Genomic DNA, 26,202 nt, shown 5'->3' on the forward strand with positions numbered 1-26,202 from the left:
GAAGAGCATGCCCAAGAAAATTGCGATCATCGGCGACCGCTTCATGCTTCCGAACGTGTTTCGCGAGAAAATCGAGGCGGCCTGCGGCGACAATCTCGACATCCGCACCGTTGAAACCGCTTGGCCCGACGAGCCGATGCAATTCGGCAATGCGGCGCTCGGCCTCGACAAGGTCAAGGAGTATTTCGGCGATCCGGACGAGGTGGTCGATTTTGTCGGCGATGCCGAAATTTTTGTTACCCAGCTTGCGCCGCTCTCCGAAGCCATGATGCAGCGCCTGCCCACACTCAAGCTGGTTGCGGTGTCGCGCGGCGGGCCGATCAACATCGACATGGCTGCCGCCAAGGCCCATGGCATCACGGTGGTCAATGTGCCCGGCCGCAACGCCAGCGCGGTGGCCGAGTTCACCATTGGCGCCATTCTCGCCGAAACGCGGCTGATCCGCGTCGGTCACGAAGCCTTGCGCAAGGGCGAGTGGCGCGGCGATCTCTACCGCGCCGACCGCACCGGCCGCGAGCTCAACGAAATGACCGTTGGCGTCATCGGCTATGGCAATATCGGCACCAGGCTGGTTCGGCTGCTGCGTGCTTTCGGCTGTCGCATCCTGGTCTGCGATCCCTATGTGCAGTTGAGCGTCGAGGACCGCAATGCCGGCGTCGAGCTGGTAGCGCTGGACGATCTGCTGTCGCGCTCCGATGTGGTCACGCTGCATTCCCGGGTCACCGAAGAGACGCGCGGTCTCATCGGCAAGGACGCTATTGCCCGGATGAAGCCAGGCGTAATCTTCGTCAATACCGCGCGCGGACCGCTGGTCGACTACGATGCACTCTACGAGGCGCTCGTCTCGGGACAGATCGGCAGTGCCATGTTGGAGACGTTCGCCGTCGAGCCGGTGCCTGCCGACTGGCCCTTGCTGCAGCTGCCGAACGTGACACTGACGCCGCATATCGCCGGCGCGTCGGTGCGCACGGTGACTTATGCGGCCGAGCAGGCGGCCGAGGAAGTGCGCCGCTTCATCGCCGGTCTGCCTCCGGTCAATCCATGCTGACGACAGGGCATCGAGCGAGATGAACGGTGAAACCGAAATCGTCGACCTCTTCGTCGTCGGCGGCGGCGTCAATGGCGCCGGAATCGCGCGCGATGCGGCGGGCCGGGGCCTGTCGGTCATTCTTTGCGAAAAAGACGATCTCGCCGAGGGCACCAGTTCGCGATCGGGAAAGCTCGTTCATGGCGGTTTGCGCTATCTCGAATATTACGAGTTCCGCCTGGTGCGGGAGGCGCTGATCGAGCGCGAGGTGCTGCTCGAATCCGCGCCGCACATCATCTGGCCTATGCGCTTCGTGCTGCCGCACAGCCCCGATGACCGGCCGGCCTGGCTGGTCCGGCTCGGCCTGTTCCTCTACGATCATCTTGGCGGCCGCAAGCGGCTGCCGGCCACCCGCACGCTCGACCTGCGCACCGCACCCGAAGGCGCGCCGATCAAGGACGCCTTCAAGCGCGGCTTCGAATATTCCGACTGCTGGGTCGACGACGCCCGCCTGGTCGTCATCAACGCGCTCGACGCCGCCGAGCGCGGGGCCAGGATATTCACCCGCACCGCCTGCATTGCCGCCCGTCGCGAAAGCGGCCTGTGGTCGGTGGAGATGCGCGACGGTCGAACCGGCGTCAGGACCACCGTCCGGGCACGCGCGCTGATCAACGCCGGCGGTCCCTGGGTCAACGACATCGTCAACTGCGTGGCCGGCCAGAACTCCAAGCGGAACGTGCGCCTGGTCAAGGGCAGCCATATTGTCGTGCCAAAATTCTGGGAAGGGCGACAGGCCTATCTCGTCCAAAACAGCGACAAGCGCGTGATCTTCATCAATCCCTACCAGAACGATCTGGCGCTGATCGGCACCACCGACATCCCCTATGACGGGCGGCCGGAAGACGTGACCGCGGATGCCGGCGAGATCGATTATCTGATCAAGGTGGTCAACCGCTACTTCAAGCGCCAGCTTGCGCGCAGCGACGTCGTTCATTCGTTTTCCGGCGTCAGGCCGCTCTATGACGACAATGCCGACAATCCGAGTGCGGTGACCCGCGATTATATTTTCGAACTCGACGCTTCGGCAGGGCAGGCGCCGCTGCTTTCCGTCTTCGGCGGCAAGATCACCACCTTCCGCAAATTGGCCGAGCACGCGCTGGACCGCATCGCCCCGTTCTTTCCGAAGATGGGCAAGCCGTGGACCTCGAAAGGGCATCTGCCGGGCGGCGATATCGCCAATGCCGATTTCGAGCAGTTCCTCGGTGACCTCGGCCACGAATATCCCTGGATGCCCGCCTCCCTGGTCAAGCATTATGGCCGGCTCTATGGCACAAGGACGCGTGATCTGGTCGGCGCGGCCGGTTCGCTCACCGAACTGGGCCGGCGCTTCGGCAAGGATTTTTTCGAGCGCGAAGCTAACTACCTGCTCGAGCACGAATGGGCCGAGACCGCGGCCGATATTCTCGAACGACGCACCAAGCACGGCCTGCATCTGTCCAGCGCGGAAAGAGAAGCGTTCGAGGACTGGTGTTCGAATCGGCTGGCGAAGGCCGGCTGATGGCCTTTACGCTGTCCCTCAACACCAATCCGCTGGTCAACCGTTTTGCCGAACCGGACGACCTGATCGATACGATCGCCTACGACATCGGCATCCGCGACGTGCAGCTCACGCATGAGTTCATCAATCCCGGCTGGCCGGCGGCAACGATCGCTAAATTCACCCGCCTGTTCCGCTCCGCTCTCAACCGCACCGGGGTGCGCGTGACCTCGGCGATGACCGGCCCTTACGGCCGGCTCAATCATTTCGGCCATCCCGATGCCGACGTGCGACGCTACTACGTCGACTGGTTCAAGACCTTTGCCGAAGTTTCGGCCGAGCTCGGCGCCGGCGGCATGGGTACGCAGTTCGCGATCTTCACCCATCGGGATTACGACGATCCTGAACGTCGCGCGCGGCTTTTCGACATCGCGCTGGCGTGCTGGCGTGAGGTTGCCGAGCATGCCCGGGCCGCCGGCTTGATCTACCTGTTCTGGGAGCCGATGTCGGTCGGCCGCGAGTTCGGCCATACGATCGAGAGCTGCCGGACGCTGCAGCGCGAGATCGATGCCGCCGGCATGGCGATCCCGCTCAAGATGATGGTCGACATCGACCATGGCGACGTGACGTCGAGCAATCCGGACGACATCGACCCTTATGCCTGGGCCGAAGCCTTTCCAAAGCAATCGCCGATCATCCACGTCAAGCAGTCGTCGATGAACAAGGGTGGCCATTGGCCGTTCATTGCCGCCCACAACAAGGACGGCCGCATCACGCCGGAAAAGCTGCTGGAGACGGTTCGCCGTGGCGGCGGCGTCGACAACGAGATCTGCCTCGAATTGTCGTTCCGCGAGCGCGAGCCCGTCGACCACCGGGTCATCGCCATGATCCGCGAGTCGGTCGACTATTGGGCGCCCTTCATCGAGACTGGCAGGGCCGATCTTTTGCCGCGAGCATGATGGATGAGCAGGAGCCGATGCGGCCCCTGCTCATCCAGAACACATCAGCCGAATTTAGGGTCGAGGCTGCCGGATTTATAGCGCCTGGCCATTTCCGATAGCGGCAGCGGCTTGATCTTCAGTGCGTTGCCAGCGGTGCCGAATTGCTCGAAACGCTCCTTGCAGAGCTTTCGCATGGCGGCCATCGCCGGCGTCAGATATTTGCGCGGGTCGAATTCGCCCGGGTTCTCGGTCAGCACCTTGCGAATGGCGCCGGTCAGCGCCATGCGGTTGTCGGTATCGATGTTGATCTTGCGCACGCCGTGCTTGATGCCGCGCTGGATCTCCTCGACCGGCACCCCCCATGTCGGCTTCATCTGGCCGCCGTATTTGTTGATGATCTCCTGCAGCTCTTCCGGCACCGAGGACGAGCCGTGCATGACGAGATGCATGTTCGGCAGGCGGCGGTGAATTTCCTCGATGACGTTCATGGCCAGCACAGCGCCGTCCGGCTTGCGGCTGAACTTGTAGGCGCCGTGGCTGGTGCCCATGGCGACGGCCAGCGCATCGACACGGGTGTCGCGCACGAATTGTTCGGCCTGCACGGGATCGGTCAGCAGCTGGTCGTGACTGATGACGCCCTCGACGCCATGGCCGTCCTCCTGCTCGCCGCCGCCCATCTCCAGCGATCCGAGAACGCCGATCTCGCCTTCCACCGAGACGCCGCCCCAATGCGCCATGTCGACGACGCGGCGGGTGATGCCGGAATTATAGGTGTAGTCGGCCGGTGTCTTGCCGTCTTCCTTCAGCGATCCGTCCATCATCACCGACGTGAAGCCGTGCTGGATCGCGGTGACGCAAGTGGCTTCGTTGTTGCCATGGTCGAGATGCATGCAGACCGGGATATCGGGATGGATTTCGACCAGCGCGTCGATCAGCTTGGCCAGCACCACATCGTTGGCGTAGGCTCGCGCGCCGCGGCTCGCCTGCAGGATAACCGGCGATTTGGTCTCCTCGGCTGCCTCCATGACGGCGAGGCCCTGTTCCATATTGTTCATGTTGAAGGCAGGCACGCCATAGCCGTATTCGGCGGCATGATCGAGCAATTGTCTCAGTGTGATGCGAGCCACTCAGTAGTCTCCCGTATCCGGTTTCGAGCCAGTGTTTGCGGGCTGTTCGGTTGTCGTCGAGCCCCTGATGCTTCTGGCCGGATTTCCGCGGCACCGCAACCGCTGGGCGCTCGGCCGGCAGCAATTCTTGTTACAGCACGCGACCAGAAGCGTCATGATATCCCATAGAGACATAACATTATCACAAAAAATTTGATGGCTTGTGCGACGTTTGCTGTTATGTCTCGGAACCGGGGTGCACGAGGAAGCCGCGGAAATGAAGAGCGACGGCCGTCGGCAAGGCATCATGGATTTTCTGATGGACATCGGTACGGCCAGTGTCGACGATCTTGCCTCACGCTTCGGCGTGTCGAAGATGACCGTCCACCGCGACCTCGACGAGCTCGAGGAAAGCGGCTTTCTGCGCAAGGTGCGCGGCGGCGCCTCGATCCAGCCGAGCAGCCTTTTCGAGAGCGATTTCCGTTACCGCCAGAGATTGGCTGGCGACGAGAAAAAGCGCATCGCCGTCGCCGCCGTGAGGATGATCGAACCGGGCCAGACGGTGATTATCGACGACGGCTCGACCGCGGGCGGCGTTGCTCGGCACCTTGCCGATCTGCGTCCGCTGACGGTGATCTCGAACAACCTGGCTGTCATCCAGGATTTGGCGGGCGTTGCCGGCATCAACCTGATTGCGCTTGGCGGCCAATACAGCAAGAAGTTCCACGGCTTCTTCGGCCTGCTCGCCGAAGACACGCTGAAATCTTTGCGCGCAGATGTCGCCTTCCTGTCTTCATCGGCCATCCATGGTGCCTCTGCCTTTCACCAAGATCAGGAAGTGGTCCAGACCAAACGGCTGATGATGGCCGCAGCAGCGCGCAAATATCTGCTGGCCGATCACGGCAAGTTTGGCCGCACTGCCTTGCACTTCCTGGCCGATCTCAAGGCCTTCGACATGGTCTTCACCGGCCGCGAGCCGCAGCCGCAGATGCGCGCCGCGCTGGATGGCGCTGGCGTTTCGCTGACGGTGATCGCAGAGTAGGAGGGCACGTATGGTTTATTGGGTCGGCACCAGCTGGAAAATGAACAAGACGCTCGCCGAGGCGATGGCTTTCGCCGAGGCGCTGGCGGAGTTCGTCCCCGGTTTCGACGAGCGCATTCAGCCTTTCGTCATCCCGCCCTTCACGGCGGTCCGCGAGGTCAAGAAAGCGCTGTCGCCGACACGCATCAAGGTCGGCGCGCAGAACATGCATTGGGCCGACGCCGGTGCCTGGACCGGCGAGATCTCGCCGGTAATGCTGAAAGACTGCGAACTTGATATGGTAGAGTTGGGCCACAGCGAACGGCGCGAGCATTTCGGCGAGACCGACAAGGCTGTCGGGCTGAAGACTGCAGCGGCGGTGAAGCACGGTCTCGTGCCACTCATCTGCGTCGGCGAGACCTTGGCTCAACGCAACAGCGGGCAGGCCGCTGCGGTACTGGCCCTGCAGGTGCACGGCGCACTGCAGTTTCTCGAAGGGGCGGCGAAGGCGGCGACGATCCTGTTTGCCTATGAGCCGGTCTGGGCGATCGGCGACAAGGGCGTGCCGGCCAGTTCTGATTATGCCGACAGGCAGCAGGCGCTGATCAAGAAAATCGCCCGCGACCTGCTGCCGGTGGTGCCGCCGGTGCTTTATGGCGGCAGCGTCAATCCGCAAAATGCCGCCGAACTGGTCGGCCAGCCCAATATAGACGGCTTGTTTATCGGCCGTTCCGCCTGGCAGGCGGAAGGCTATATCGACATCCTCAAACGCGCCTCGGCGGCGATCTGAAGCATCGAACAGGAAGGAAACCGAACATGAAAATAGCCATTGGAGCCGACAGCGCCGGCAAGCCGCTGCTCGACGTCATTGCTGCTCACCTCGCCACCAAGCCCGGCCTCACGGTCAGCGACCTCAGCCAGGCGGGCTACTATGCCGACCTGTCGCAGAAGCTCGCCCAGACCATCCTGGACGGCGAGAACGATCGCGGCATCCTGTTTTGCGGCACCGGCATCGGCGTATCCATTTCCGCCAACAAGGTCCCCGGCATTCGCGCCGCACTCACCCACGACACCTATTCGGCAGAGCGCGCGGCAAAATCCAACAACGCCCAGATCATCACCATGGGCGCGCGCGTCATCGGCCCGGAACTGGCCAAGTCGATCGTCGACGCCTGGCTCGCATCGGAATTCGATGAGAAGGGACCATCGGCCGGCAATGTCCAGGCCATCGACAGGCTCGACGCGGCGAAGCGGGGTTAAGCCAGACTGTTCCGCATTGCCCTGATGATCGTCACGGCCGATGCGGCGCCAGGATCGAGATGGCCGATCGAGCGCTCGCCGAGACGCGAAGAGCGGCCCTTCGTGGCGATCATGTCCTTGGTCGCCTCGGCGCCGCTTTCGGCCGCGGCAAGTGCCGCATCCAGGCTCTCGGACAGGCTCTTGCCGGCTTCCTGTGCGACACCCGCTGCCTGCGCTGCCGGCAGCCAGGCGTCGATCATGGTCTTTTCGCCGAGCTCGGCCTTGCCGCGATCCTGGATGCCTTGTGCCATCGCCCGGAACATGGCGATGACGTCAGCGTCCTCCAGAATTGCCTTGCCTTTGACGGCGGCGGCACCGCGCATGAAGGCGGTCGCATAGAGCGGGCCCGACGAGGCGCCGACTGCGTTGAGAAACGACTTTGCCGCGGTGTTGAGCAATGCCGTCGGCTCGGTCGACGCATCGATCTGGTCCAGCGTGTCGCGCACAGCGCCGAAGCCTAGTGCCATGGCGATGCCATGGTCGGCGTCGCCGATGACGCCGTCGAGCCGGCAGAGCCTGTCCTTGTCGGCGTCGATCGCCGCGGCGATCGCATCGAACATTCTTTTCAATTTGGCCGTATCGGTGGATGTCATGATGCTCTCTCAGCCGGCGCGGAACATGGCGCAGTCGCAGGGATGGTCGAGCATCTCCTGCAATTCGCCGTCGAGATGCATCAGCGTCACCGAGGCGCCGGCCATTTCGAGCGAGGTGCAATAATTGCCGACCCAGGTCGCGTGGACGGAAACGCCGATGTCATCGAGCCTCTGCTTGATCCGCCGGTTCATGATGTAGAGCTCCATCAGCGGCGTTGAGCCGAGCGAATTGACGAGCACGGCGACCTTATCGCCGCGCGCCGGCGCCATCTCGTCGAAGATCTTGTCCAGCATCTCGTCGGTGATCTCGTCGGCGGTTTTCAATTTTCCGCGCGCGATGCCCGGTTCGCCATGAATGCCCATGCCGATCTCCATCTCGTCCGGCCCGATCTCGAAATTGGGCCGGCGGGTCTGCGGCAGCGAGCAGGGCGACAGTGCCACGCCCATGGTAAAGGTGTGATCGTTGGCCTTCCTGGCAATGCGTTCGCATTCATCGAATGACAGCATCCGGTCGCAGGCTGCACCAGCGGCCTTGAAGATGAAGAAATTGCCGGCGACGCCGCGCCGCTTCTGCCTCTGGTCGCGTGGCGCCGAGGCGACGTCGTCGGTGGTCAGCACGGTGCGCACTTCGATGTCGTCCATCGCCGCCATCTCTGCGGCCATGTCGAAGTTCATCACGTCGCCAGCATAGTTGCCGTACATGAACAGCACGCCGGCGCCGCCGCTGGCCGCCTTGGCGCATTCGAGGATCGGGTCCGGCGGCGGCGAGGCGAAGACATTGCCGATTGCGGCGGCGTCGGCCAGCCCCTTGCCGACGAAGCCGAGGAAGGTCGGCTCGTGGCCCGAGCCGCCACCGATGACGAGACCGACCTTGTCGGGGCGTGGGCCGTCGCGGGCGATGATGGAGCGCGGACTTCCCTCCGCACTGCTGAGATGGCGCGGATGCGCAGCCAGGATGCCCTCCAGCATCTCGTCGACGGAGCGGTTACCGTCATTGATGATCTTCTTGGTCTGCACCGGCATCCTCCCTGGTTTTCGTGAGATACTACAGCGCCTTACCGGGATTTCCACCCGCGACGGAGATTTCATGCCGCGATGCGTTCGCGTGCCGCCAGCAGTTGCACGCAGGCACTGGCCGCCTCTTTGCCCTTGACCTTGAAATGCTCGAAGAAGAAGCGGTGATGGTCCGCGCTGTCATGGTAGTTGTGCGGCGTCAGCACCGCCGAAAGCACGGGCACGCCAGTCGACAATTGCACGTTCATCATGCCGTCGATGACAGCGCCCGCCACGAATTCATGGCGGTAGATGCCGCCATTGACGACAAACGCCGCGCCGAGGATCGCCGCATAGCGACCGGTCTGGGCCAAGGTCTTTGCATGCAGGGGAATCTCATAGGCACCCGGCACGTCGAAGACATCGACGGCAAAGCGTTTCTCCCCGAGAACCGCCAGTTCCGCCTCGAACGCTTCAACGCATTGGTCGACGATGTCGGCGTGCCAGCGCGCCCGAATGACGGCAACGCGGATCATTTCATAGTTTTTCCGGGAATGCTGATTCATGGGTCCATCCTTCCGTTTCGAACCAGAATCAGGACGCACGATAGGGAATCCGAACCGCGAGAGCGGACCGTCTTCCATTCGTTCTCTTCCATCCGGACTTTGACCGTCGGCTCCGGAATCACACCGGATCTGCTGACCCTTCCGATCATCTGGAAGGCGCTCGCGGGCTTGGGCCGAAACCCTTCACCGCCGGTGGGGACTTTCACCCCGCCCTGAGAACATTGACGGCGTTTGTATGAAAGGGCTGGATGACGCTGTCAACCACCGGCGTCGCGGTCACCCTTGAGGGCGAGGAGGCGCTGACAACTTGCAGCGTCAAATGGCGATCACAGGCAAGGCAGGCAGCACCTTGTCCAAGGTGATGGGAAATTCACGCACTCGCACGCCGGTCGCGTTGTAAATGGCGTTGGCGACAGCTGCCCCGGCACCGCACACGCCGAGCTCGCCGAGACCCTTTGCGCCAAGCGGGTTGGCCTTGTCGTCATCTTCCTCGAGGAAGGCGACCTCCATATCGGGGACATCGCCATTGACCGGCACATGATACTCGGCAAGATCGTGATTGACGAAGTGGCCGTAGCGCGGATCGAGCACCGTCTGCTCCATCAGCGCTGCACCGATCCCCAGGTCATGCCGCCGATGATTTGCGAGCGCGCGGTCTTGGCGTTGAGGATACGGCCCGCGCCGATCACAAGTCAGCATCCGGCGCATGCGGATTTCACCGGTATCGCAATCGACAGCGACCTCTGCGAAATGCGCGCCATAGGAATGCTGCGAATAGGTCTTGTATGACTGGGTAGTGGCGCCCGCGGCTACGGAGCCTTCGGCTTCGAGCCCGTCGGGAGAGATCCCTCGGATAAGATCGGCTAGGCTCGCCGATCGCTGGCCGACCCTGACCTCGCCGTCGGCAAAGCTTGCCTCGGTGGCGTTCGCGCCGCGCAACGGCGAGGCTTCGTTCGACTGCGCCGCCTCCAGGATGCGTTCCGTCAGAGCGTTGCAGGCGTTGTGCAGCGCCGAACCCGCGCTTGCTGCGCCCCAGGACCCGCCGGAGCCGGCGGTACGCGGGAAGCGGCTGTCGCCAAGCTCCACTTTGATGACGAGATCGGCAGGCCGAGGCTCTCCGCCACGATCTGGGTCAGGATCGTATAGGTGCCGGTCCCAATATCGGTCATGTCGAGCCGCGCCGTCACCCGACCGTCCCGGTCGATCGCAACCCGCGCCGTCGCCGCGCCGATGTAGTTCGGACGGATCGCCGCCGCCATGCCGTAGCCGATGAGCTTGCGGCCCTCTCGGGTGCGGCCAGGTGTCGGGTTTCTCCGCTCCCAACCGAAACGGCGGGCGCCTTCCTCCATGCAGGCGACGAGATTGCGGGTGGAGAACGGCACGCCGCGCTCGGGATCCTGTGCCGGCTCGTTTCGGACCCTGAGTTCGATCGGATCCAGGCCGACCCGCTCGGCGAGTTCATCCATTGCACATTCGAAGGCCAGCATGCCGGGCGCTTCGCCGGGCGAGCGCATCCATTCGCCGCGGTTGATGTCCAGCGGAACCAGGCGATGGCGGGTGAGACGGTTCGGCGCCGCATAGAGCGAGCGCGCAAAAACTGCCGTTTGTTCGCAGTACTCCTCGAAGCTGGACGTTGCCGACCAGACATCGTGCGCGATCCCGGTGAGCCGCCCGTCGGTGCCCGCGCCGAGACGCACCTGTTGGATCATCTCTGCACGATGACCGGCATTGGCGAACATCTGTTGTCGCGTCAGCGCGATTTTCACGGGGCGCCGCAGGACCTGCGCTGCAAGCGCGGCCAGGATCGTATCGGCATGGACAATCAGCTTGGACCCGAAGCCTCCGCCGATGAAGGGGCTGACGACGCGCACTCGCTCGGGCGGGATGCGAAGCGTGCTGGCGACCCCGGCCCGGAAGTTCGCAAGGGTCTGCGCCGATGTATGGATCGTCAGCTCGTTGCCTGACCAGGCAGCAAGCGTCGCATGAGGCTCCATCGGATTGTGATGTTCGAAAGGCGTCCGGTACGTGGCATCGATCTTGACCGGAGCCACAGCAAAGGTGCTCTCGAAGTCGCCGATCACGCTGTCGGTCTCGAAGCCGGCATTTGTCCGCTTTGGCGCATAGGCGTCGGCCTTATGGCCCGGTAGATCGTAGACGCCCGGCTCCTCGTCGTAGCGCACCTTGATGAGGCCCGCAGCAGCGCGTGCCGCCTCGAACGTCTCCGCAACGATCAGCGGACGGGCTCGTCGTAATACCGCACCCGCTCGCTGTTGAGCGCGGGCCGGGCACGGGTGAAGACCTCTGGCACCGTCGGCGTGACCGCTGGGCCGAAATCCGGCTGGGCCGGCGCATTCCGGTGCGTCATGGCGAGCAACACCGCCGGCGCCCCTTCGGCATCGGTCGTGTCGATCTCGGCGATGCGGCCCCTGGCGATGGAGACGCCGAGAATGTAGCCATAGACTGTACCATCCAGCACATTCTCGTAAGCGTATGTGGCGCCGCCCATCACTTTGAGCGGACCGTCAATGCGGTCGATCGGCCGCCCGATTAAGGCATTGCGCGTTTCGGAAGGATGGTTCTCGCTGGTCTTCGTCTCTGTCATCGCATCACCTCATGCACTCTCGGCGGCAGCAGCGAGCGTGTGCCGCATCGTCCGTTTCGCCAGCGGGACCTTGAAATCATTGGCGCCATGCCCGACGGCTCCGGCGAGCGCGGCTTCGGCCGCGTCGGTAAAGGCACCGTGGGACGCCGCCGCGCCTGCCAGCGCGCGCTCCGCCTCCGTCGCGCGCCAGGGTTTCGCTGCCACGCCGCCCATGGCGATCCGAGCGCTTCGGATACGGTCGCCGCTTTTCTCGACGATTGCTGCCACCGACACCAGCGCGAAGGCGTAGGAGGCACGGTCGCGCACCTTGCCGTAAAGCTGCCGGCCGGGTGGTGGCGGCGGCAGGGTAACCGCAACGACCATTTCGCCGTGGCCGAGCACGGTCTCCACATGGGGCGTCGCCTCGGGCAATCGATGGAAATCGCCGATCGTGATCGTGCGGGTCTCACCGCCGGGCGAGACGGTCTCGATCCAGGCGTCGAGCCCGGACATGGCGACCGCCATGTCAGAAGGATGTACCGCGATGCAGGCTTCGCTCGCGCCGAGTACGGCGTGCATGCGGTTGAAGCCCTGAAGCGCCGCGCAGCCCGAACCCGGCTGGCGCTTGTTGCAGGGCATGTTGCGGTCATAGAAGTAGGGGCAGCGCGTACGCTGCAGGAGATTGCCGCTGGTCGAGGCCTTGTTGCGTATCTGTCCAGACGCTCCCGCCAGCAGCGCTTGCGTGAGCATCGGGTAGCGCGACCTTACCCGTGGGTCGGCGGCGAGATCGCTATTGCGGACCTGGGCGCCGACCCGAAGCCCGCCTTCCGCCGTCTCCTCGATCCGATCAAGAGGCAGCCGGCTGATGTCGACGAGATGCGCTGGGCGCTCGATCTCGAGCTTCATCAGGTCGAGCAGGTTGGTGCCGCCGCTGATGAACTTGGCGTCCGGCCGGGCCGCAACCGCGGCGGCCGCCTGCTCGGCACTCGTCGCACGTTCATAAGTGAAGGACTGCATTGCTCATGCCTCCTCTGCCGCGTCGCGGATTGCAGCGACAATGTTCGGATAGGCGGCGCAACGGCAGATGTTGCCGCTCATCCGCTCGCGGATCTCGACATCGGTGAGACCGACGGAAGCCGCTGCCACGTCAGCGCTCGCATGGCTTGGCCAGCCGGCCCGCGCTTCGCCCAGCATACCAACCGCCGAGCAGATCTGGCCTGGCGTACAGTAGCCGCACTGGAAACCGTCGCGGGCGATGAAGGCAGCCTGGACCGGATGCAGCCGGTCACCCTCGGCAAGGCCCTCGATCGTGGTGATCTCGTCGCCTTCATGCATTGCGGCAAGCGTCAGGCAGGAATTGATCCGGCGCCCATCGACGAGCACCGTGCATGCGCCGCACTGGCCGTGGTCGCAGCCCTTCTTCGAGCCGGTGAGGCCGAGATGGTTGCGCAGGGCGTCGAGCAGCGTCGTCCGCGGGTCGAGCGCGATGGCAAGATCCTTCGCGTTGATCCGCAACGATATCGTCATCGTCGGTACCGGCGTGGCCGATGCCGCCGCCGTGACGGTCTCGGCCGGCTCGGCGTCAACCGGTATTCCGGTAGCCAGGAGCACCCCGGTCGCAACACCGCCTTCCAACACCATCCGACGCGTCGGCCCGCTCCTGTTGTCCGTTTTGGCCATGCATGATCTCCCAGTCGCAATGAAGCGCAGACGGCAACTTGACCCGAGCAACCCTCGGGTTCTGTCACCCAACGACACTGGAGGTGGGAGTGCGCGCGGCGCCTTTCTTTCAAGAAACCGGCGGCACTATCAGGATTCTGGAGAAGAATTCATCCGATAGGCACGAGGCGTCGTGCGCCTTAGACGTCGGAAGGTCGTGGTGAAGTGGCTCTGGCTTGAAAAGCCGAGCCGAAAGGCAATGATACCGATCGACAAACCCGTTTCGCGCAGCAACACCTCCGCTCGCCGCACCCGTTCCTCGATCACATAGGCATAGGGTGCAAGGCCGGTCGTCGCCTTGAAGCGACGCGCAAAGCTGTCGACGGCCATGCCCGCGACGGCTGCCAGCTCGCTTAGCGAAATGTCGGAATTCATATGCGCATCGATGTAATCCCGAACGCGACCAAGTGCTCGGCGGCTGAGACAGCCGTGACGTACAAACCGCTGTTGCTCCCGGCTCAGGTTGGCCACGCGGAGGCTGACCAGGGCGACCAGATGCTCGACATAGGCAGTGTCTGGCTTGTGGCCGAGTGCCATCTCGTCGCGAAGCGAACTCAGGAGCGTGGCGACGACCGCGTCTTTCTTGTTTACCAGTAGAGGCAGGTTCCTCAGGCGTTGGCATCCGGGAAGCCTGATATCGGGATCGATCCACAGGGCTGAATAGGAGAGGTTTACATCGCGATAGAAGCCCTGTCGTTCCGCGCCTGCCGGGACGAAGGTGAGGGCTCCGGGACGGTCCATCCCATCGTAAAGGGATCGCGCCTCGTGCCGGATGGATGTATGGGACGTGCCGCCTTTTTCGGTCAGCACGATCAGATGATGAGGGGCTGTCCAGCGGAGCTCCGCCTCCCGGCACGCCCACCGCCGGTTGTCGAACACGATCGAGGAGCTGACCCATGACGCGGTTTGCAGGGGCTCCGACTTCTCGTCCTGGCTCCGAACCCGTCCGTCACCAAGCAATGGTCTGAATGACATCGCGGTATCCCGCTTGTTCACTCGCCGGGCCGTGGTCAACCCCGGCTTCGAGCGTTGGGCGCCGCCCCGCCGCTACGCATACAGCCGTCCATGTGGGACAGGCAACGGGCGTTTTTAACCGTGCCGTGGTCAAGAAATCGTGAGATGAGGCAATCCAGAGCGCCCTCCCGGAAAAGCCGATCATCCGCGCTCGGGAAACATCGCCTTCAGGCCTTCGCGCGAGGCCGTAGCGACACCGCGTTCGGTGATCAAACCGGTGACCAGCCGCGCCGGCGTCACGTCGAAGGCCGGATTGGCCGCCGGCGTGGCTTCCGGCGACACGCGGACCTGGGCGATCTCGCCGGAAGCGGTCTTGCCCCAGACCAGCGAGACCTCGTCGGGCGAGCGCTGTTCGATCGGGATTTCGGCCAGCCCGTCGCCCACGGTCCAGTCGATCGTCGGCGACGGCAGCGCGACATAGAACGGCACGTCGTTGTCGGCCGCGGCCAGTGCCTTGAGATAGGTACCGATCTTGTTGCACACATCGCCGTCGGCGGTGGTCCTGTCTGTGCCGACGACGACCATGTCGATCTGGCCGCGCTGCATCAGATGGCCGCCGGCGTTGTCGACGATGAGCGTATGCGGCACGCCGTGGCCGGCCATCTCCCAGGCGGTCAATTGGGCACCCTGGTTGCGGGGTCGCGTTTCGTCGACATAGACATGGACTGGAATGCCGGCTTCCGTCGCCAGATAGATCGGCGCGGTGGCGGTGCCGTAGTCGACGGTGGCCAGCCAGCCGGCGTTGCAGTGGGTCAGGATATTGACCGGTTCGCCCTGCTGCTTGCGCGCCGCGATCGTCTTGATGATTTCGAGCCCATGGGCGCCGATGGCGCGGTTGAGGCCGACATCCTCGTCGGCGATCTCGCCGGCACGCCGATACGCCGCCGCGGCACGTTCTGCCAGGGGAAGCGTCAGCAGGAAGCGCTGCATTTCGTTCAGCGCCCAGCGCAAATTGATCGCCGTCGGGCGCGTTTCGTGCAAGGTTGCCCAGACGGCGTCGAGTGCCGCATCCGACGGATCATCGGCCATCTGCATGGCGACGCCATAGGCAGCGGTGACGCCGATCAGCGGCGCCCCGCGAACCCACATGTCGCGGATTGCCGTGGCGATGCCGGCGACGGTATCGATCTTTTCGGTGCGGAACTCATGCGGCAGCCAGCGCTGGTCGATGATCTCCACCGAACGCCCGTCGTCACTCGGCCAGATGGTGCGGTAGTGGCGGTCGCCGACGTTCAAATCCTGCTCTCCCGTTCGATCAGCGCGGCCAACCGGTTGACCTCGTCGATGCTGTGGATCTGGCGCCGGTTGACGGCGAGGTGACGGCCGAATTTCAGCGCCTTTGCCTCACATCTGGCGCGCAGATCAGGATCGGCAATGGTCTCGAAATCGGCATTATGGGCAAGGCCGAGAATGCGCCGGTGAACCTCGACGCCGGCAAAGCCGAGCAGATCGGTCCAGATCGACTGCAGCATGTGGTCTAGCGCCTGCTCGGCGCCAAGCCTGTCGCCCTGATCCTCGAACAGACTCTTGTGGTAGAGCATGCCGGTACGCTCGGTTCGCCACAGATGCGAGAACTCGACGCGGAATACCGACCATGTCTCGACCGTAACGCCGAGCAGATAGTCGCGCATGGCATCGCGGCTTCCGCCCTGTTCATGGCCGCGCTGCGAGAAGAACGCCATCCAGAAATTGGCGAGCAGCATGCCGACGTCGAAGGCGATCGGGCCGTAGAAGGCGAATTCGGGATCGATCATCCGCGTTTCGGTGTCGGTGACCATGATCGAGCCGGAATGCAGGTCGCCATGCAGCAGCGTCTCGGCATTGGCAGCGAAGATGTGCTTCATGCGCTGCGCCTCGACCTTGAGGTCGCGGTCGGCGCGCAGCTCGGCGACAATGCCGTCGAGCTGCGGGCTGGTGTGCCGGTTCATCTTGGCATCGAAATACGGATCCGAGAAAACCAGGTTCTCGGTGATGTCGCAGAGTTCGACATTGTCGGCGAACAACGCCAGATCGGCCTTGCGATCCTTGGTCGCCATATGCAGGTCGGAGCCGCGAAACAACGTGCGGGCCATGAACAAGCCGATGTCTTTCGCGATGTTCGGCAATTGCCGGCCTTCGATCAGTGCCCGCCGCAGGATGATGTGCGGCGACAGGTACTCCATGATGATCAGCGCCTGGCCTTCATCGAAGTGGTAGATCTCAGGCACCGAACCCGGCGCCCGTGCCTGTTGCCGCGTCAGCGCATGGTATTCGAAAAAGGAGCGTTTTAACGGCAGCGGCCAGCTGTCGCCGACCAGCCGGACGTAGGGCAGGGCCTGCTTGACGACGGCCGCACCCTGAGCACCCTCGACGATGAACACCAGGTTCAGATTGCCGTCGCCGACTTCACGAACCTTCCACTGGCTCGTATCCTTGCCGATCTGCGAACACAGGGCCTCGTTGGCACCGAGACGGCCCGCCAGTGTCTCGACCGACAGTGCTTCGAACGGCGATTTCCCAGTCATCCTCACCTCCCGCTCATGTGCTCCGATAATAGCGGAGCCATGGCGGCCGGGCCAAGCTAGGAAGCCTTCTGGCAATTGTCAATCGTGTTGACAATTGCCGATATAGCCCATAGCGTCACGGTCAGGGAGGAACGAATGGGCAATGATGCCGTGTTCCGCGTCGACGGCCTGAGGAAATCCTTTGGCCATATCGAGGTGCTTGGCGGCGTCTCGCTCGAATTGCATGCCGGCGAAGTGACCGTGCTGATGGGCGCCAACGGCGCCGGCAAATCCACCCTCGTCAAGATCATCAGCGGCGTTTACGACCATGGCGGCGGCTCGATGTCGCTTGCCGGGCATGAGTTCGACCCGAAAACGCCGGCGGAGGCGATCCGCGCCGGCGTCGTTACTGTCCACCAGAACATCAATGACGGCGTCGTCGCCGACCTCGACGTCGCCACCAATCTTACCCTCGACAGGCTGAGCGGCAGCGGCGTGCCGACCCTGTTCAATCCAGGCCGGGTGCGTCGCGAGGCAAAGGCGGTGGCCCACCGCATGGGACTGGCCATCGACCTCAAGGCCCGGATCAGCGATCTCTCTCTGGCCGACCGCCAGATGGTGGCGATCGCCCGCGCCATGGCGCACCGGCCGAAAGTGCTGATCCTCGACGAGCCGACCTCCTCGCTGTCCAGCGCCGAAGCCGACCGGCTGTTCGCGCTGCTCGACCGGCTTCGCCAGCAAGGCGTGGCCATCCTCTACATCTCGCACCGTATGTCGGATATCAGACGGCTTGCCGATCGCATCATTTCGATGCGCGATGGGGTTATCTCAGGTATCTTCGACAAGAAGCCGCTGGATTACGAAGGTGCGGTCAACGCCATGCTCGGCCGCAAGATCCAGCTCGAGCGGATCGTCGCCAGGAATTCGGCCAAAGCAATTTTCACTGCCGACGCGCTGCGGATTGCTGAAGGCGCCAGGCCGATCTCGCTGACCCTCGGCGATGGCGAGGTCGTTGCCATCACCGGCCTTGTCGGTGTCGGCAAGACCGTGCTCGCCGAGACGCTGTTCGGCCTGCGCCAGCCGCTGGCCGGGACCATGGTGCTGAACGGGAAACCTTATGCTCCCGCATCGACCGGCGAAGCGATTGCCGCCGGTGTGTTTCTCGTCGCCAAGGACCGAGGCGAAAACGGCATCGTCGGCGACTTCAACATCCAGGAGAATATCAGCCTGCCGTTCCACAGCCGCATGTCGCGTCTCGGTGTTCTCAAACGCCGTATCGAACGCGCCATTGCCCGCCAGCAGATCCAGGAGCTCGGCATCGTCTGCCGCTCGGAGAGGGACGAGATGGCGTCGCTTTCCGGCGGCAATCAGCAGAAGGTGATGGTCGCCCGCTGGATGTCGCAGGCGGCAAGGCTTTTCATCCTCGACGAGCCCTTTCAGGGCGTCGACATTTCGGCTAGGCGCGACATCGCCGCCAAGCTGCGGGCCAGCGCCCACGGCCGCGCGACGCTGCTGTTCGTCACCGAACTCGACGAAGCCCTGGAGACGGCCGATCGCATCCTGGTGATGTCGGAGCAGACGATCGTCGGCGAGCACCGCAATACCGATGTCGATCTCGAGCGTCTGCTGGCCGAAGTGGCGGGCGGGCCGTTGCACAGCGCAGCCTGACGGCGGGATGACGATGAGAATTGGAATGGAGAGGGCATGAATTCGGGTTGGATAAAGACGGTGCCGGCGTGCGGGAGCGCTGAATGATCCTGCGCGACAATGCTATTCGCTACGGCTTCATCGTTCTGTTGTTCGGGCTGATCGCCTATTTCGCCGTCGCTGCCGATGGTTTCGTCTCGCCGCAAAGTGCTGTCTTCATCTTCCAGTCGGTCGCCATCACCGGCGTTCTGGCGCTCGGCGTCACCGCCACGCTGGTCGTCGGCGGCTTCGACCTGTCGATCGGCTCGGTCGCTACCAGCGCCATGATGGCGGCTGCCTATGTCATGGTGGTGCTGGAGCAGAACGCCGTCATGGCGGTCGTCGTCTGTCTTGTGATCGGCGCCGTGGTCGGCCTGATCAATGGCTGGCTGATCGTCTATATGCGGGTTCCGGACCTTTTGGCGACGCTCGGCATGATGTTCCTGCTTGTCGGCCTGCAGCGCATCCCGACCGAAGGCCGTTCGATCGCCACCGGCATGACCATGCCCGACGGCTCGGTCGCCAACGGCAGCTTCGGCGCCGCGTTCCTGGCGCTTGGCCGCCATCGCTTCGATTTCTTCATCCCGAACCTCATTCCGGTGTCGGTCGTCGTTCTGCTCGTGCTGGCGGTGCTGATCTGGTTTTTTCTCGAATACACGCGTTTCGGGCGCATGATGTATGCGGTCGGCAGCAACGAACGCGCCGCAGAACTCGCCGGCGCGCCTGTCAAGGCATACAAAATCTGGGCCTACGTTATTTCGGGAGTTTTTGCCTCGATCGGCGGCATTTTGCTCGCTGCCCGGCTTGGACGCGGCGACATCGCCTCGGGTAATAATCTGTTGCTCGACGCGGTGGCTGCGGCACTCATCGGTTACGCGGTTCTCGGCGCCGCCAAGCCGAACGCCTTCGGCACGGCTGTCGGCGCGGTGTTTGTCGGCGTGCTGCTGCAAGGCCTGACGATGATGAACGCGCCTTACTACACGCAGGATTTCGTCAAGGGCGTGGTTCTCGTGGTCGCCCTTGTCTTTACCTTCGCCCTTTCCGGCAGGGGCAGGAGATAGGGTTCGACCGGGTCATATTTTGGGTTCAACAAGTGGAGGAAACGACGTGAACATCACAAGAAGGCTTTTGGGGAAGGCAGCGCTCGGGCTTGCCGGCGCAACATTGCTGATGCAGATGCCGGCAATAGCGCAGGACAGGCCGGCGCCGTTCGACAAGCCGGGTGCCGTCAAGATAGCGCTGGTCCGCTATCTCTCGACCGGCGACTTCTTCCAGGCCTACCTTTCCGGCGTCGAGGCGCAGGCCAAGGCGCTCGGTGTCGACCTGCGCGTGCTCGATAGCCGCCAGGACGCGGCGCTTCAGGCGGACATGGTCGACCAGGCTATCGCGCTCGGCGTCCAGGGCATCATCATCCAGCACGGACTGACGGAATCGATGAAGGACGCCGCCCAGCGTGCGGTCGACGCCGGCATCAAGGTTGTCGCCTTCGACGTCAATGTCGAAAACCCCAAGATCCCGCAGATCGAACAGTCCGACCGCGACCTCGCGCGCCTGGCGCTCGAACAGGCGGTCAAGGACAATGGCGAGAGCTGGAAGGCCGGCTATGTCTATGTCGCCGGCATCGCGCCGCTCGACCGCCGCAACGAGACCTGGGTCGAATTCAAGAAGAAATATTCGGGCATCAACGAAGCCGCCATGTTCGGCACGCTCGACAATCCGATCGCCAATTCGGTCGCCAACCAGGCCCGTTCGGTGCTATCGGCCCATCCCGACATCAAGGTGATGTTCGCGCCCTATGACGAATTCGCCAAGGGCGTGAAGATCGCGGTCGACGAGGCGGGGCTGAACAAGGACATCAAGATCTATTCGGCCGACATCTCGACCTCGGATATCGCCGCGATGCGCGAGCCGGACAGCGCCTGGGCGGCAACCGCCGCCACCAACCCGGCCGTCGTCGGCCAGGTCTCGGTGCGTGCGCTGGCGCAGCTCTTGGCCGGCGAGGATCCCGGCCACAACGTCATCGTGCCGCCGACGCTGATCACCCAGAAGGATCTGCTCGACAAGGACATCAAGAACATGGAGGACCTCTCGGCCAAGCTGCCGCAATTCGCCCATGCCGATGTCGCGATGCCGACCTGGATGCCGAACCCGAACGCGAAGTGACTTTCGGCACGAGCAAAACAATAGCCGTCTGCAGCAGCTTGTTGCAGGCGGCCTTTTTGTCGAAGATGTCTGGCGTGCCGGACCGCCGAATTGCAATTGTCGCAGCCGCCGGCTTTGTGGGCCGATTGGACAATCGAAACCCAGGATTGACGGGTACATGGAGATGCGGGCGGTAGAGGAAAGTCTTACCGGCGCCGTCGCCGGAACATGTTTTCGATGCTTGAAGGCCACCACGGGCGTTGTGGTGTTGGGTGGATCGAGCGGCCGTGTTGACGTCGGTCGCGCGCGGCTCTTTGCAAATGCGGGTGCATCGGCCTTGGCTCTGCAGTGGTTTGGCGGTGAAGGCCAGGTTCCCGGAATATGTGAGATTCCCCTGGAAACGTTCTTTGCGGCAACCGATTATCTCATTGAAACAGGATGCCGTCGTATCGTCTATGTGGGCACGTCTAAGGGTGCCGAGGCGTCATTGCTTGCCGCCGTCCATGACCAGCGAATTGATGCGGTGGTCGCGATTAGCCCGTCATCCGTAGTTTGGGGAAATGTCGGTGCGGGCCGCGATGGTGTCAGCTGGCCTGAACGATCCTCATGGTCGCTCGACGGCATCGCGCTGCCGTTTGTGCCGACAGATCCAGATTGGACACCAGAGTATGTCGATGGCCAGGTGTCCTATAGGGGGCTTTTCGAAAGTTGTTTGAAAACGTTCAAGCGGGAAGCGAATACGGCGACCATCCCTGTTGAGACCGCATCGGCCGAGCTTCTGCTCGTCGCCGGTGGGGGCGATGCACTGTGGCCTTCCCTATCGTTCGCCCGAGATATTGTTGGGCGGCGCGGCGAAGCAGGCAAGGTCACGCATCTCATTTCGTCGCCGGATGCCGGTCACCGCATTCTCTTGCCAGGCGAGAACACACCACGCTCGACTTTGCATCCACACGGAGGCAATGACGAGGCCGATTCAAAGCTGGGCCGAAAGGCTTGGGAAGGCATCCGAGAACTACTTTAGCAAAATTCTCAAATGCGCACCTGTCTCGGCTATTCGTTGAACAGATCGGAATGGGAGCCGGTGCGAGCTAGCTGGAGTTCATCGCCGGCAACTCGGTAGATCAAGAGCCAGTCCGGTTCTATGTGAGCGTCACGAAAGCCTTTCCAATCGCCTTTCAGCGAGTGGTCCTTATAGCTCGCCGGTAGCTCATCTCCGGCGAGCAGGAGGCCTAGCAGTTCGCGCAACTTGCCAAGATCTTTGCCCCGCTTCTCCGCACGTTTCACGTCGCGACGGAATTGCCCAGAGCGAACGGGCGTCAGCACGTCACATTCCCAAATCCTTGAACAACTCATCGGCCGAGGCGAAAGGCTTGCCCTTGCCACGTTCCAATTCGGTCATGGCCTTTCGAGTCGTTGCGTTCGGCACTTTCACCGGGAAGGGAAATTCCTTGTCGGCGGCGACGCGGACCAGCAGCAGGCGAATGGCGTCGGAAACGGACAATCCCATTGCCGCCAAGGCCTCCGTTGCCTGATCCTTTGTCGCCGTATCGATCCGAGCGCGGACCACGGTATCCGTTGCCATGTTGTGACTCCTTGAGGTCTGAGCCACAATGTAGCTACAAAATACCAATTTCGCAAGAGTGATCCCGATCAGGGGCTATCTCAACGCAGCCGCGATGTTGCCGCCGTCGACCGTCGTCACATCGGCGGTGGTCCGCTCGGCCAGCGCTTGATGCAGAAAGGCCTGGGCGACGTCTTCTGCCGTCACTTCCTGCCCGAGCAGGTTGCCCGACATGTACTCCTTCTCCGACACGCCGCGCGCGCCCGAGCGGCTGGCGATCATGGCGTCGGTCAACAGCCCCGAACGGATGCGGTCGGCGTTGACGGCATTGGAGCGGATGCCATGGGCACCGTAGTCGAGGGCATATTGCCTGGACAAAAACAGCGTTGCCGCCTTGGGAATGCCATAGGCGCCGAACTTCGGCCCCGGATTGACCGCCTGCTTGGAGGTATTGAACAACAGCACGCCGCCGGTGCCCTGTTCCAGCATGATGCGCACGGCATTCTGCGCCGCCGACTGGTGGGCGAAGAAATTGAGTTCGAAACTCTTGCGCAAGGTGGCGTCGTCGAGCTCGCCGATCCGGCCCTCCCAGGCAGCACCGGCATTGGAGACAAGAATGTCGAGGCCGCCGTAGACCTCGACCGCTTTGTCGAAGGCGGCGCGCATCTGCACCGGTTCGGTGATGTCGGCGCCAATGCCGATCGAACCGTTGCCGGCTTTTTTTGCCGCCTCGGCAGCCCTTGACGCATCGAGATCGACGACGACGGCATGGGCACCGTTGTCGGCGAACAGCTTTGCGGTGGCAGCACCGATCGCGCCGGCGCCGCCGGTGACCAGCATCACCTGGCCGGTCAGCGGCTTCGGCTTGTTGGCGGCGAGCTTGGCCTGTTCCAGCGACCAGTATTCGAGCGGGAACAGGTCGGCTTTGGAGAGCGGGCGGAAATCGCCGACGGCTTCGGCGCCGCGTACCGCCTCGATCCACATTTCGCCGACGTCGGAGGCGATCTTCGCATCCTTCAGCGTGCGGCCGTGGCCGAACATGCCGAGGCCGGGCACCAGCGTCAGCCGCGGCATCGGGTCGAGCATGGTGCGCTTCACGTCGTCGAGCGCATCATTGGTTTCGAAATAGGCGCGATAGTCCTTGGCGAATTTCTCGACATGCTGGCGGATGACGGATTTGTAGTCGCCGACCTTGTCCGCGTCGGGCGCCGGCAATGCCATCGGTCCGGTCTTGATGCGGATCGACAGGTCGGGTGTCGACACACCGCGGCCGGCATAGTCGGCAATTTTTGCCGAATTGATGAAATCCACGATCGCATCCGAGGTGCGGAAATCGCTGATCATCCGGTCGAAGCGGCCTTCGCCGCGTGCCACCGCCACCGCGCCGCGCAGCATCGGCGCAATCTCCGCGGGCTTGGCCAGCCTGGCCGGCAGTGCCACTTTTTCGGTGCGCGGCTTGCCGTTCCCAGCGATGAAATCCTCGGCGACGTTCACATAATGGATCATCCGGTCATAGGCCTGCCTGGCATCGTCGCCGAAGGTGAAGATGCCGTGCTTGTCGAGGATCAGACCTTCGACCGTCGGATCGGCGTCGAATACATCGGCGGCCGCCTTGGCCAGATCGAAGCCCGGCATGATGTAAGGCACGAATCCCATTTTCGCGCCGAACACCTTCCGGCTCAGCGCTTCACTGTCCTCCTGGTCGACGATGGCCAGGATCGCCGTCGAATGGGTGTGGTCGACGAATTTGTGCGGCAGGAAGGCGTGCAGCAGCGTCTCGACCGAAGGGTTGGGCGACGACGGATCGATGAGGTTCGCCCGCTGCAGCGCGACCATGTCCTCGTCGGAGAGCTTCTTGAGCGACCGCGCCTTCAACAGCGCGCCGAGCTTGACCGCCGGCAGGCCCTGCGGCTCGATGACGCCCATGTCCCAGCCGCTGCCCTTGACGCAGAGCACGTCCCATTCGTCGCCGACAAGGTCGGTGGCCTTGATCTTGCACGATGTGTTGCCGCCGCCATGGAGGACGAGCCGCGGCTCGCCGCCCAGCAGCCTGGTCGTATAGACGCGCAGCGCCAGGTCGCGGGCCACACCCTTCTTTGCATAGTCGGCGACCAGCTTCTCCGCCTCGCCGTCATTCCACAGGTTCTTCATGTCAGCTTCGTCCGATTTCTCTTTTGTTGTGAACAGGAATACCGCGACGCCTTGATGACAATGCGTCGGCGGCTCTAGGTATCAGGCGACCTCTTTTGCTGCTGCTCCGGCATGGTCGAGCAGCCGTCGCGCCATGCGCGCGCCGACGACCAGATGGGTGCAGAGCCCGCCGGCGATCGCCGCGACGAGCGGTTCGAACTTGCTGTCCTCCTGCACCACCACCAGGCGCTTTTCGATGCTGCGCAGCGATGACAGCTCTGCCGAAATCAGCCGGCGGTTGTAGCTGCAGTCGAGCGCCTGGCCTCGGGCGTCGATGATCTGCCCGGCAATGACGCCGGCCGCACCCGCCTTGCGCAATGCAGCCATTTCGCTCTCGGTCAGCGCGCCGCATTTGACCAGATGGCTGTCGGTGTCCACCGAGCCGACCGAATACAGCGCCAGGTCGCACTCACCGATGCCCGACAATTGCTCGCGGATCACCGGCTCGGCGCGCAGGCCGCGTGCCAGTTCTTCCGTCGTCAGCACCAGCGGCGCGTAGAAATTCAGCCCCTTGGCGTTGAGCCGGCGCGCGATTTCCATCGTGCATTGGTCCGGCCGGTACGAATAGGGGGCGCCCAGATTGCCGCAGAGCTGCACCACGGTGACGTCCTGCAGATCGGCATAGGACATGATGTCGGCGATGGTGTAGATGGTCCGCCCCCAGGCGACGCCGATGCGGTCGCCCTTCCTGACCAGCTCGAGAAAGACGCTCGCCGCCAGCACCGCGATGTCGGTCGAGGGGTCGGCGACATAGCCGTTTTCCGGTGCTATCCAGACGGCGTCGAGTTGCAGCGCGTCTTCGAGCTTGCGCGCCAGCACGTCGTCGGTGAAAAGCTGGGTCGAGGTCGAGATGTTGACGATGCCGGTCTCGCGCGCCTTGCGCAGATACATCGCCACCGAGGCACGGGAAATCTTGAGCTGGCTGGCCACCTGGTCCTGGCGCAGGCCGTGTGCATAGTAAAGCCAGGCGGCCTTGTGGATAAGCTGTTCTGCCGGTCGGATCGCCATGCCATCTCCTCGCTGACATTATTCACGGCTCTCGACAAAAGTCAAACCTTAGGCTGCGCATCTGATCCGACACCTGGCATTCCGGATGTCAGTAATTGCGCATTTATTGTTATCTCGGTACAATAAACCGATCAGGAGGTCCGACAATGAACGTATCACTGGGAGAGCGTTGGGAAACCTTTGTTTCCAACATCGTCAAGCGCGGCCGCTACGGTTCTGCCAGCGAAGTCGTGCGCGAGGGCCTGCGCCTTGTCGAAGAGCGCGAGGAAAAGCTGAAGGCGCTCCGCGCCATGGTGGACAAGTCGTTTGCTGAAGGCGGCGAAGCCACCGAGCAGGATATTGACGCCGCCTTGGAAGCCAAGGCCAAGCAACTCGCAAGGGAAGGCTTTTAGGAGTGCCACGGCTGCGCATGCTGCCGTCGGCACAAGCAGATTTGGTCAATATCCTTGAATACCTCACTCGTGAAAGCGGCAGCCTGTTTATTGGCGGGCGTTTTGTGGATGCTCTGCGCCCGAAATGCCGTGATCTGGCGAGCTTGCCGGCGACGATTGGTCGTGCTCGTCCCGAACTCCGGCCGGACGTCCGAAGTTTCGCTTTCAGGGGATACGTGATTTTCTTCCGCTATAATGGCGACTTTTTCGAAGTGGCGAATATCGTGGAAGGGCATCGGGACATCGACGCTTTGTGGCCGGAGGGTGAGGGCGGGGAGGGGCGTCCCAAGTAATGGGCGAAGGT

Annotated in this window: 25 protein-coding genes, 1 pseudogene and 1 riboswitch; of the genes and pseudogenes, 12 read left to right on the plus strand and 14 right to left on the minus strand. The window is 63.1% G+C overall.

Annotated elements, in window-relative coordinates:
* Positions 1-7 precede the first annotated feature (7 nt).
* The 3 genes from NKJ13_RS04175 to NKJ13_RS04185 are packed head-to-tail and all read left to right on the plus strand — an operon-like array spanning position 8 to position 3,523.
* Positions 8-1,048 carry a 2-hydroxyacid dehydrogenase gene (locus tag NKJ13_RS04175; protein WP_352738505.1) on the plus strand — a complete coding sequence of 347 codons (1,041 nt, stop codon included), beginning with the start codon at positions 8-10 and terminating at the stop codon, positions 1,046-1,048.
* A 19-nt stretch (positions 1,049-1,067) separates the two neighbouring features.
* Positions 1,068-2,585, plus strand: coding sequence for a glycerol-3-phosphate dehydrogenase (locus NKJ13_RS04180; protein WP_352777151.1), 1,518 nt, complete (start codon positions 1,068-1,070; stop codon positions 2,583-2,585).
* A complete protein-coding gene (locus NKJ13_RS04185) occupies positions 2,585-3,523 on the plus strand; it encodes a sugar phosphate isomerase/epimerase family protein (RefSeq protein ID WP_352738595.1) in 939 nt (312 codons plus the stop codon). The genes NKJ13_RS04180 and NKJ13_RS04185 overlap by 1 nt, the downstream gene beginning before the upstream one ends.
* A gap of 44 nt (positions 3,524-3,567) precedes the next feature.
* On the opposite strand, the gene fba is transcribed toward NKJ13_RS04185, so the two are convergent.
* A complete protein-coding gene (fba, locus tag NKJ13_RS04190; protein WP_352738509.1) occupies positions 3,568-4,632 on the minus strand; it encodes a class II fructose-bisphosphate aldolase in 1,065 nt (354 codons plus the stop codon).
* A gap of 256 nt (positions 4,633-4,888) precedes the next feature.
* Between fba and NKJ13_RS04195 the strand changes: the two genes are divergently transcribed.
* Genes NKJ13_RS04195 through derI form a run of 3 tightly spaced genes read left to right on the plus strand, consistent with a single transcriptional unit; the run spans position 4,889 to position 6,892 of the window.
* A complete protein-coding gene (locus NKJ13_RS04195) occupies positions 4,889-5,653 on the plus strand; it encodes a DeoR/GlpR family DNA-binding transcription regulator (RefSeq protein ID WP_352738511.1) in 765 nt (254 codons plus the stop codon).
* Positions 5,654-5,663: 10 nt separating this feature from the next.
* Entirely contained in the window at positions 5,664-6,422 is a 759-nt protein-coding gene (locus tag NKJ13_RS04200; protein ID WP_352777153.1) for a triose-phosphate isomerase, read from the plus strand.
* A 26-nt stretch (positions 6,423-6,448) separates the two neighbouring features.
* A complete protein-coding gene (derI, locus tag NKJ13_RS04205) occupies positions 6,449-6,892 on the plus strand; it encodes a D-erythrulose-4-phosphate isomerase (protein ID WP_254818715.1) in 444 nt (147 codons plus the stop codon).
* Here the strand turns inward: derI and dhaL are convergent.
* From dhaL to mtnK, 9 genes and pseudogenes are all read right to left on the minus strand, one after another.
* A complete protein-coding gene (gene dhaL, locus NKJ13_RS04210) occupies positions 6,889-7,524 on the minus strand; it encodes a dihydroxyacetone kinase subunit DhaL (RefSeq protein ID WP_352738516.1) in 636 nt (211 codons plus the stop codon). The genes derI and dhaL overlap by 4 nt on opposite strands.
* Positions 7,525-7,533: 9 nt before the next feature.
* Positions 7,534-8,541 (minus strand): dihydroxyacetone kinase subunit DhaK, encoded by a 1,008-nt coding sequence (locus NKJ13_RS04215; protein WP_352701781.1) that lies wholly within the window; start codon positions 8,539-8,541, stop codon positions 7,534-7,536.
* A gap of 68 nt (positions 8,542-8,609) precedes the next feature.
* Complete coding sequence (locus NKJ13_RS04220) at positions 8,610-9,083, minus strand: 6,7-dimethyl-8-ribityllumazine synthase (RefSeq protein ID WP_352701779.1); 474 nt, start codon at positions 9,081-9,083, stop codon at positions 8,610-8,612.
* 76 nt (positions 9,084-9,159) lie between these two features.
* Positions 9,160-9,307, minus strand: a riboswitch (FMN riboswitch).
* Positions 9,308-9,398: 91 nt separating this feature from the next.
* Positions 9,399-11,685: pseudogene (locus NKJ13_RS04225) on the minus strand (xanthine dehydrogenase family protein molybdopterin-binding subunit).
* Between the two features lie 9 nt (positions 11,686-11,694).
* Entirely contained in the window at positions 11,695-12,681 is a 987-nt protein-coding gene (locus NKJ13_RS04230; protein WP_352738518.1) for an FAD binding domain-containing protein, read from the minus strand.
* Positions 12,682-12,684: 3 nt separating this feature from the next.
* On the minus strand, positions 12,685-13,344 hold the full coding sequence (locus NKJ13_RS04235; RefSeq protein WP_352476552.1) for a 2Fe-2S iron-sulfur cluster-binding protein: 660 nt from the start codon (positions 13,342-13,344) through the stop codon (positions 12,685-12,687).
* Between the two features lie 129 nt (positions 13,345-13,473).
* On the minus strand, positions 13,474-14,358 hold the full coding sequence (locus NKJ13_RS04240; RefSeq protein ID WP_352738597.1) for a helix-turn-helix domain-containing protein: 885 nt from the start codon (positions 14,356-14,358) through the stop codon (positions 13,474-13,476).
* Between the two features lie 180 nt (positions 14,359-14,538).
* A complete protein-coding gene (gene mtnA, locus NKJ13_RS04245) occupies positions 14,539-15,633 on the minus strand; it encodes an S-methyl-5-thioribose-1-phosphate isomerase (protein ID WP_352738520.1) in 1,095 nt (364 codons plus the stop codon).
* Positions 15,630-16,901: an S-methyl-5-thioribose kinase gene (mtnK, locus tag NKJ13_RS04250; RefSeq protein ID WP_352738522.1), complete on the minus strand. Its 1,272-nt coding sequence runs from the start codon at positions 16,899-16,901 to the stop codon at positions 15,630-15,632. Before mtnK ends, mtnA begins: the two co-directional genes overlap by 4 nt.
* Before the next feature lie 135 nt (positions 16,902-17,036).
* Here mtnK and NKJ13_RS04255 point away from each other — a divergent pair, with 135 nt between their 5' ends.
* The 4 genes from NKJ13_RS04255 to NKJ13_RS04270 all read left to right on the plus strand — a co-directional run bounded on the left by NKJ13_RS04255 (position 17,037) and on the right by NKJ13_RS04270 (position 21,729).
* Positions 17,037-18,548: a sugar ABC transporter ATP-binding protein gene (locus tag NKJ13_RS04255; protein ID WP_352738524.1), complete on the plus strand. Its 1,512-nt coding sequence runs from the start codon at positions 17,037-17,039 to the stop codon at positions 18,546-18,548.
* Positions 18,549-18,631: 83 nt separating this feature from the next.
* Complete coding sequence (locus NKJ13_RS04260; protein WP_352615088.1) at positions 18,632-19,627, plus strand: ABC transporter permease; 996 nt, start codon at positions 18,632-18,634, stop codon at positions 19,625-19,627.
* 46 nt (positions 19,628-19,673) lie between these two features.
* Complete coding sequence (locus NKJ13_RS04265) at positions 19,674-20,729, plus strand: substrate-binding domain-containing protein (protein WP_352472282.1); 1,056 nt, start codon at positions 19,674-19,676, stop codon at positions 20,727-20,729.
* Between the two features lie 157 nt (positions 20,730-20,886).
* The gene (locus NKJ13_RS04270) at positions 20,887-21,729 is read left to right on the plus strand and encodes an acyl-CoA thioester hydrolase/BAAT C-terminal domain-containing protein (protein WP_352738526.1); all 843 of its coding nucleotides are present in this window, start codon (positions 20,887-20,889) and stop codon (positions 21,727-21,729) included.
* A 29-nt stretch (positions 21,730-21,758) separates the two neighbouring features.
* On the opposite strand, the gene NKJ13_RS04275 is transcribed toward NKJ13_RS04270, so the two are convergent.
* The 4 genes from NKJ13_RS04275 to NKJ13_RS04290 form a co-directional block, all read right to left on the minus strand.
* Positions 21,759-22,031 carry a type II toxin-antitoxin system YafQ family toxin gene (locus NKJ13_RS04275; protein WP_352502059.1) on the minus strand — a complete coding sequence of 91 codons (273 nt, stop codon included), beginning with the start codon at positions 22,029-22,031 and terminating at the stop codon, positions 21,759-21,761.
* A gap of 1 nt (position 22,032) precedes the next feature.
* Entirely contained in the window at positions 22,033-22,290 is a 258-nt protein-coding gene (locus NKJ13_RS04280) for a type II toxin-antitoxin system RelB/DinJ family antitoxin (protein WP_352472285.1), read from the minus strand.
* A 75-nt stretch (positions 22,291-22,365) separates the two neighbouring features.
* Positions 22,366-24,420, minus strand: a complete 2,055-nt coding sequence (locus NKJ13_RS04285) for a bifunctional aldolase/short-chain dehydrogenase (RefSeq protein ID WP_352738528.1) — start codon at positions 24,418-24,420, stop codon at positions 22,366-22,368.
* Positions 24,421-24,501: 81 nt separating this feature from the next.
* Entirely contained in the window at positions 24,502-25,467 is a 966-nt protein-coding gene (locus NKJ13_RS04290; protein ID WP_352472287.1) for a sugar-binding transcriptional regulator, read from the minus strand.
* A 146-nt stretch (positions 25,468-25,613) separates the two neighbouring features.
* Between NKJ13_RS04290 and NKJ13_RS04295 the strand changes: the two genes are divergently transcribed.
* Together NKJ13_RS04295 and NKJ13_RS04300 are read left to right on the plus strand one after the other, a co-directional pair.
* A complete protein-coding gene (locus NKJ13_RS04295) occupies positions 25,614-25,859 on the plus strand; it encodes a type II toxin-antitoxin system ParD family antitoxin (protein WP_352453248.1) in 246 nt (81 codons plus the stop codon).
* 17 nt (positions 25,860-25,876) lie between these two features.
* Entirely contained in the window at positions 25,877-26,191 is a 315-nt protein-coding gene (locus NKJ13_RS04300) for a type II toxin-antitoxin system RelE/ParE family toxin (protein ID WP_352738530.1), read from the plus strand.
* Positions 26,192-26,202 lie beyond the last annotated feature (11 nt).

The organism is Mesorhizobium sp. M0174 (genome assembly GCF_040322275.1).
In the GTDB taxonomy this organism is placed as follows: domain Bacteria; phylum Pseudomonadota; class Alphaproteobacteria; order Rhizobiales; family Rhizobiaceae; genus Mesorhizobium.

Bases quoted from the DNA above. Each gene is read 5' to 3' on its own strand.
- NKJ13_RS04290 (WP_352472287.1), bottom strand. From the start codon at position 25,467: ATGGCGATCCGACCGGCAGAACAGCTTATCCACAAGGCCGCCTGGCTT.
- mtnK (WP_352738522.1), bottom strand. From the start codon at position 16,901: ATGACTGGGAAATCGCCGTTCGAAGCACTGTCGGTCGAGACACTGGCG.
- NKJ13_RS04280 (WP_352472285.1), bottom strand. From the start codon at position 22,290: ATGGCAACGGATACCGTGGTCCGCGCTCGGATCGATACGGCGACAAAG.
- NKJ13_RS04255 (WP_352738524.1), top strand. From the start codon at position 17,037: ATGGGCAATGATGCCGTGTTCCGCGTCGACGGCCTGAGGAAATCCTTT.
- NKJ13_RS04195 (WP_352738511.1), top strand. From the start codon at position 4,889: ATGAAGAGCGACGGCCGTCGGCAAGGCATCATGGATTTTCTGATGGAC.
- NKJ13_RS04220 (WP_352701779.1), bottom strand. From the start codon at position 9,083: ATGAATCAGCATTCCCGGAAAAACTATGAAATGATCCGCGTTGCCGTC.
- NKJ13_RS04295 (WP_352453248.1), top strand. From the start codon at position 25,614: ATGAACGTATCACTGGGAGAGCGTTGGGAAACCTTTGTTTCCAACATC.
- dhaL (WP_352738516.1), bottom strand. From the start codon at position 7,524: ATGACATCCACCGATACGGCCAAATTGAAAAGAATGTTCGATGCGATC.
- NKJ13_RS04230 (WP_352738518.1), bottom strand. From the start codon at position 12,681: ATGCAGTCCTTCACTTATGAACGTGCGACGAGTGCCGAGCAGGCGGCC.
- NKJ13_RS04200 (WP_352777153.1), top strand. From the start codon at position 5,664: ATGGTTTATTGGGTCGGCACCAGCTGGAAAATGAACAAGACGCTCGCC.
- NKJ13_RS04235 (WP_352476552.1), bottom strand. From the start codon at position 13,344: ATGGCCAAAACGGACAACAGGAGCGGGCCGACGCGTCGGATGGTGTTG.
- derI (WP_254818715.1), top strand. From the start codon at position 6,449: ATGAAAATAGCCATTGGAGCCGACAGCGCCGGCAAGCCGCTGCTCGAC.
- NKJ13_RS04260 (WP_352615088.1), top strand. From the start codon at position 18,632: ATGATCCTGCGCGACAATGCTATTCGCTACGGCTTCATCGTTCTGTTG.
- NKJ13_RS04285 (WP_352738528.1), bottom strand. From the start codon at position 24,420: ATGAAGAACCTGTGGAATGACGGCGAGGCGGAGAAGCTGGTCGCCGAC.
- NKJ13_RS04175 (WP_352738505.1), top strand. From the start codon at position 8: ATGCCCAAGAAAATTGCGATCATCGGCGACCGCTTCATGCTTCCGAAC.
- NKJ13_RS04180 (WP_352777151.1), top strand. From the start codon at position 1,068: ATGAACGGTGAAACCGAAATCGTCGACCTCTTCGTCGTCGGCGGCGGC.
- NKJ13_RS04300 (WP_352738530.1), top strand. From the start codon at position 25,877: ATGCTGCCGTCGGCACAAGCAGATTTGGTCAATATCCTTGAATACCTC.
- NKJ13_RS04270 (WP_352738526.1), top strand. From the start codon at position 20,887: ATGGAGATGCGGGCGGTAGAGGAAAGTCTTACCGGCGCCGTCGCCGGA.
- NKJ13_RS04240 (WP_352738597.1), bottom strand. From the start codon at position 14,358: ATGTCATTCAGACCATTGCTTGGTGACGGACGGGTTCGGAGCCAGGAC.
- NKJ13_RS04185 (WP_352738595.1), top strand. From the start codon at position 2,585: ATGGCCTTTACGCTGTCCCTCAACACCAATCCGCTGGTCAACCGTTTT.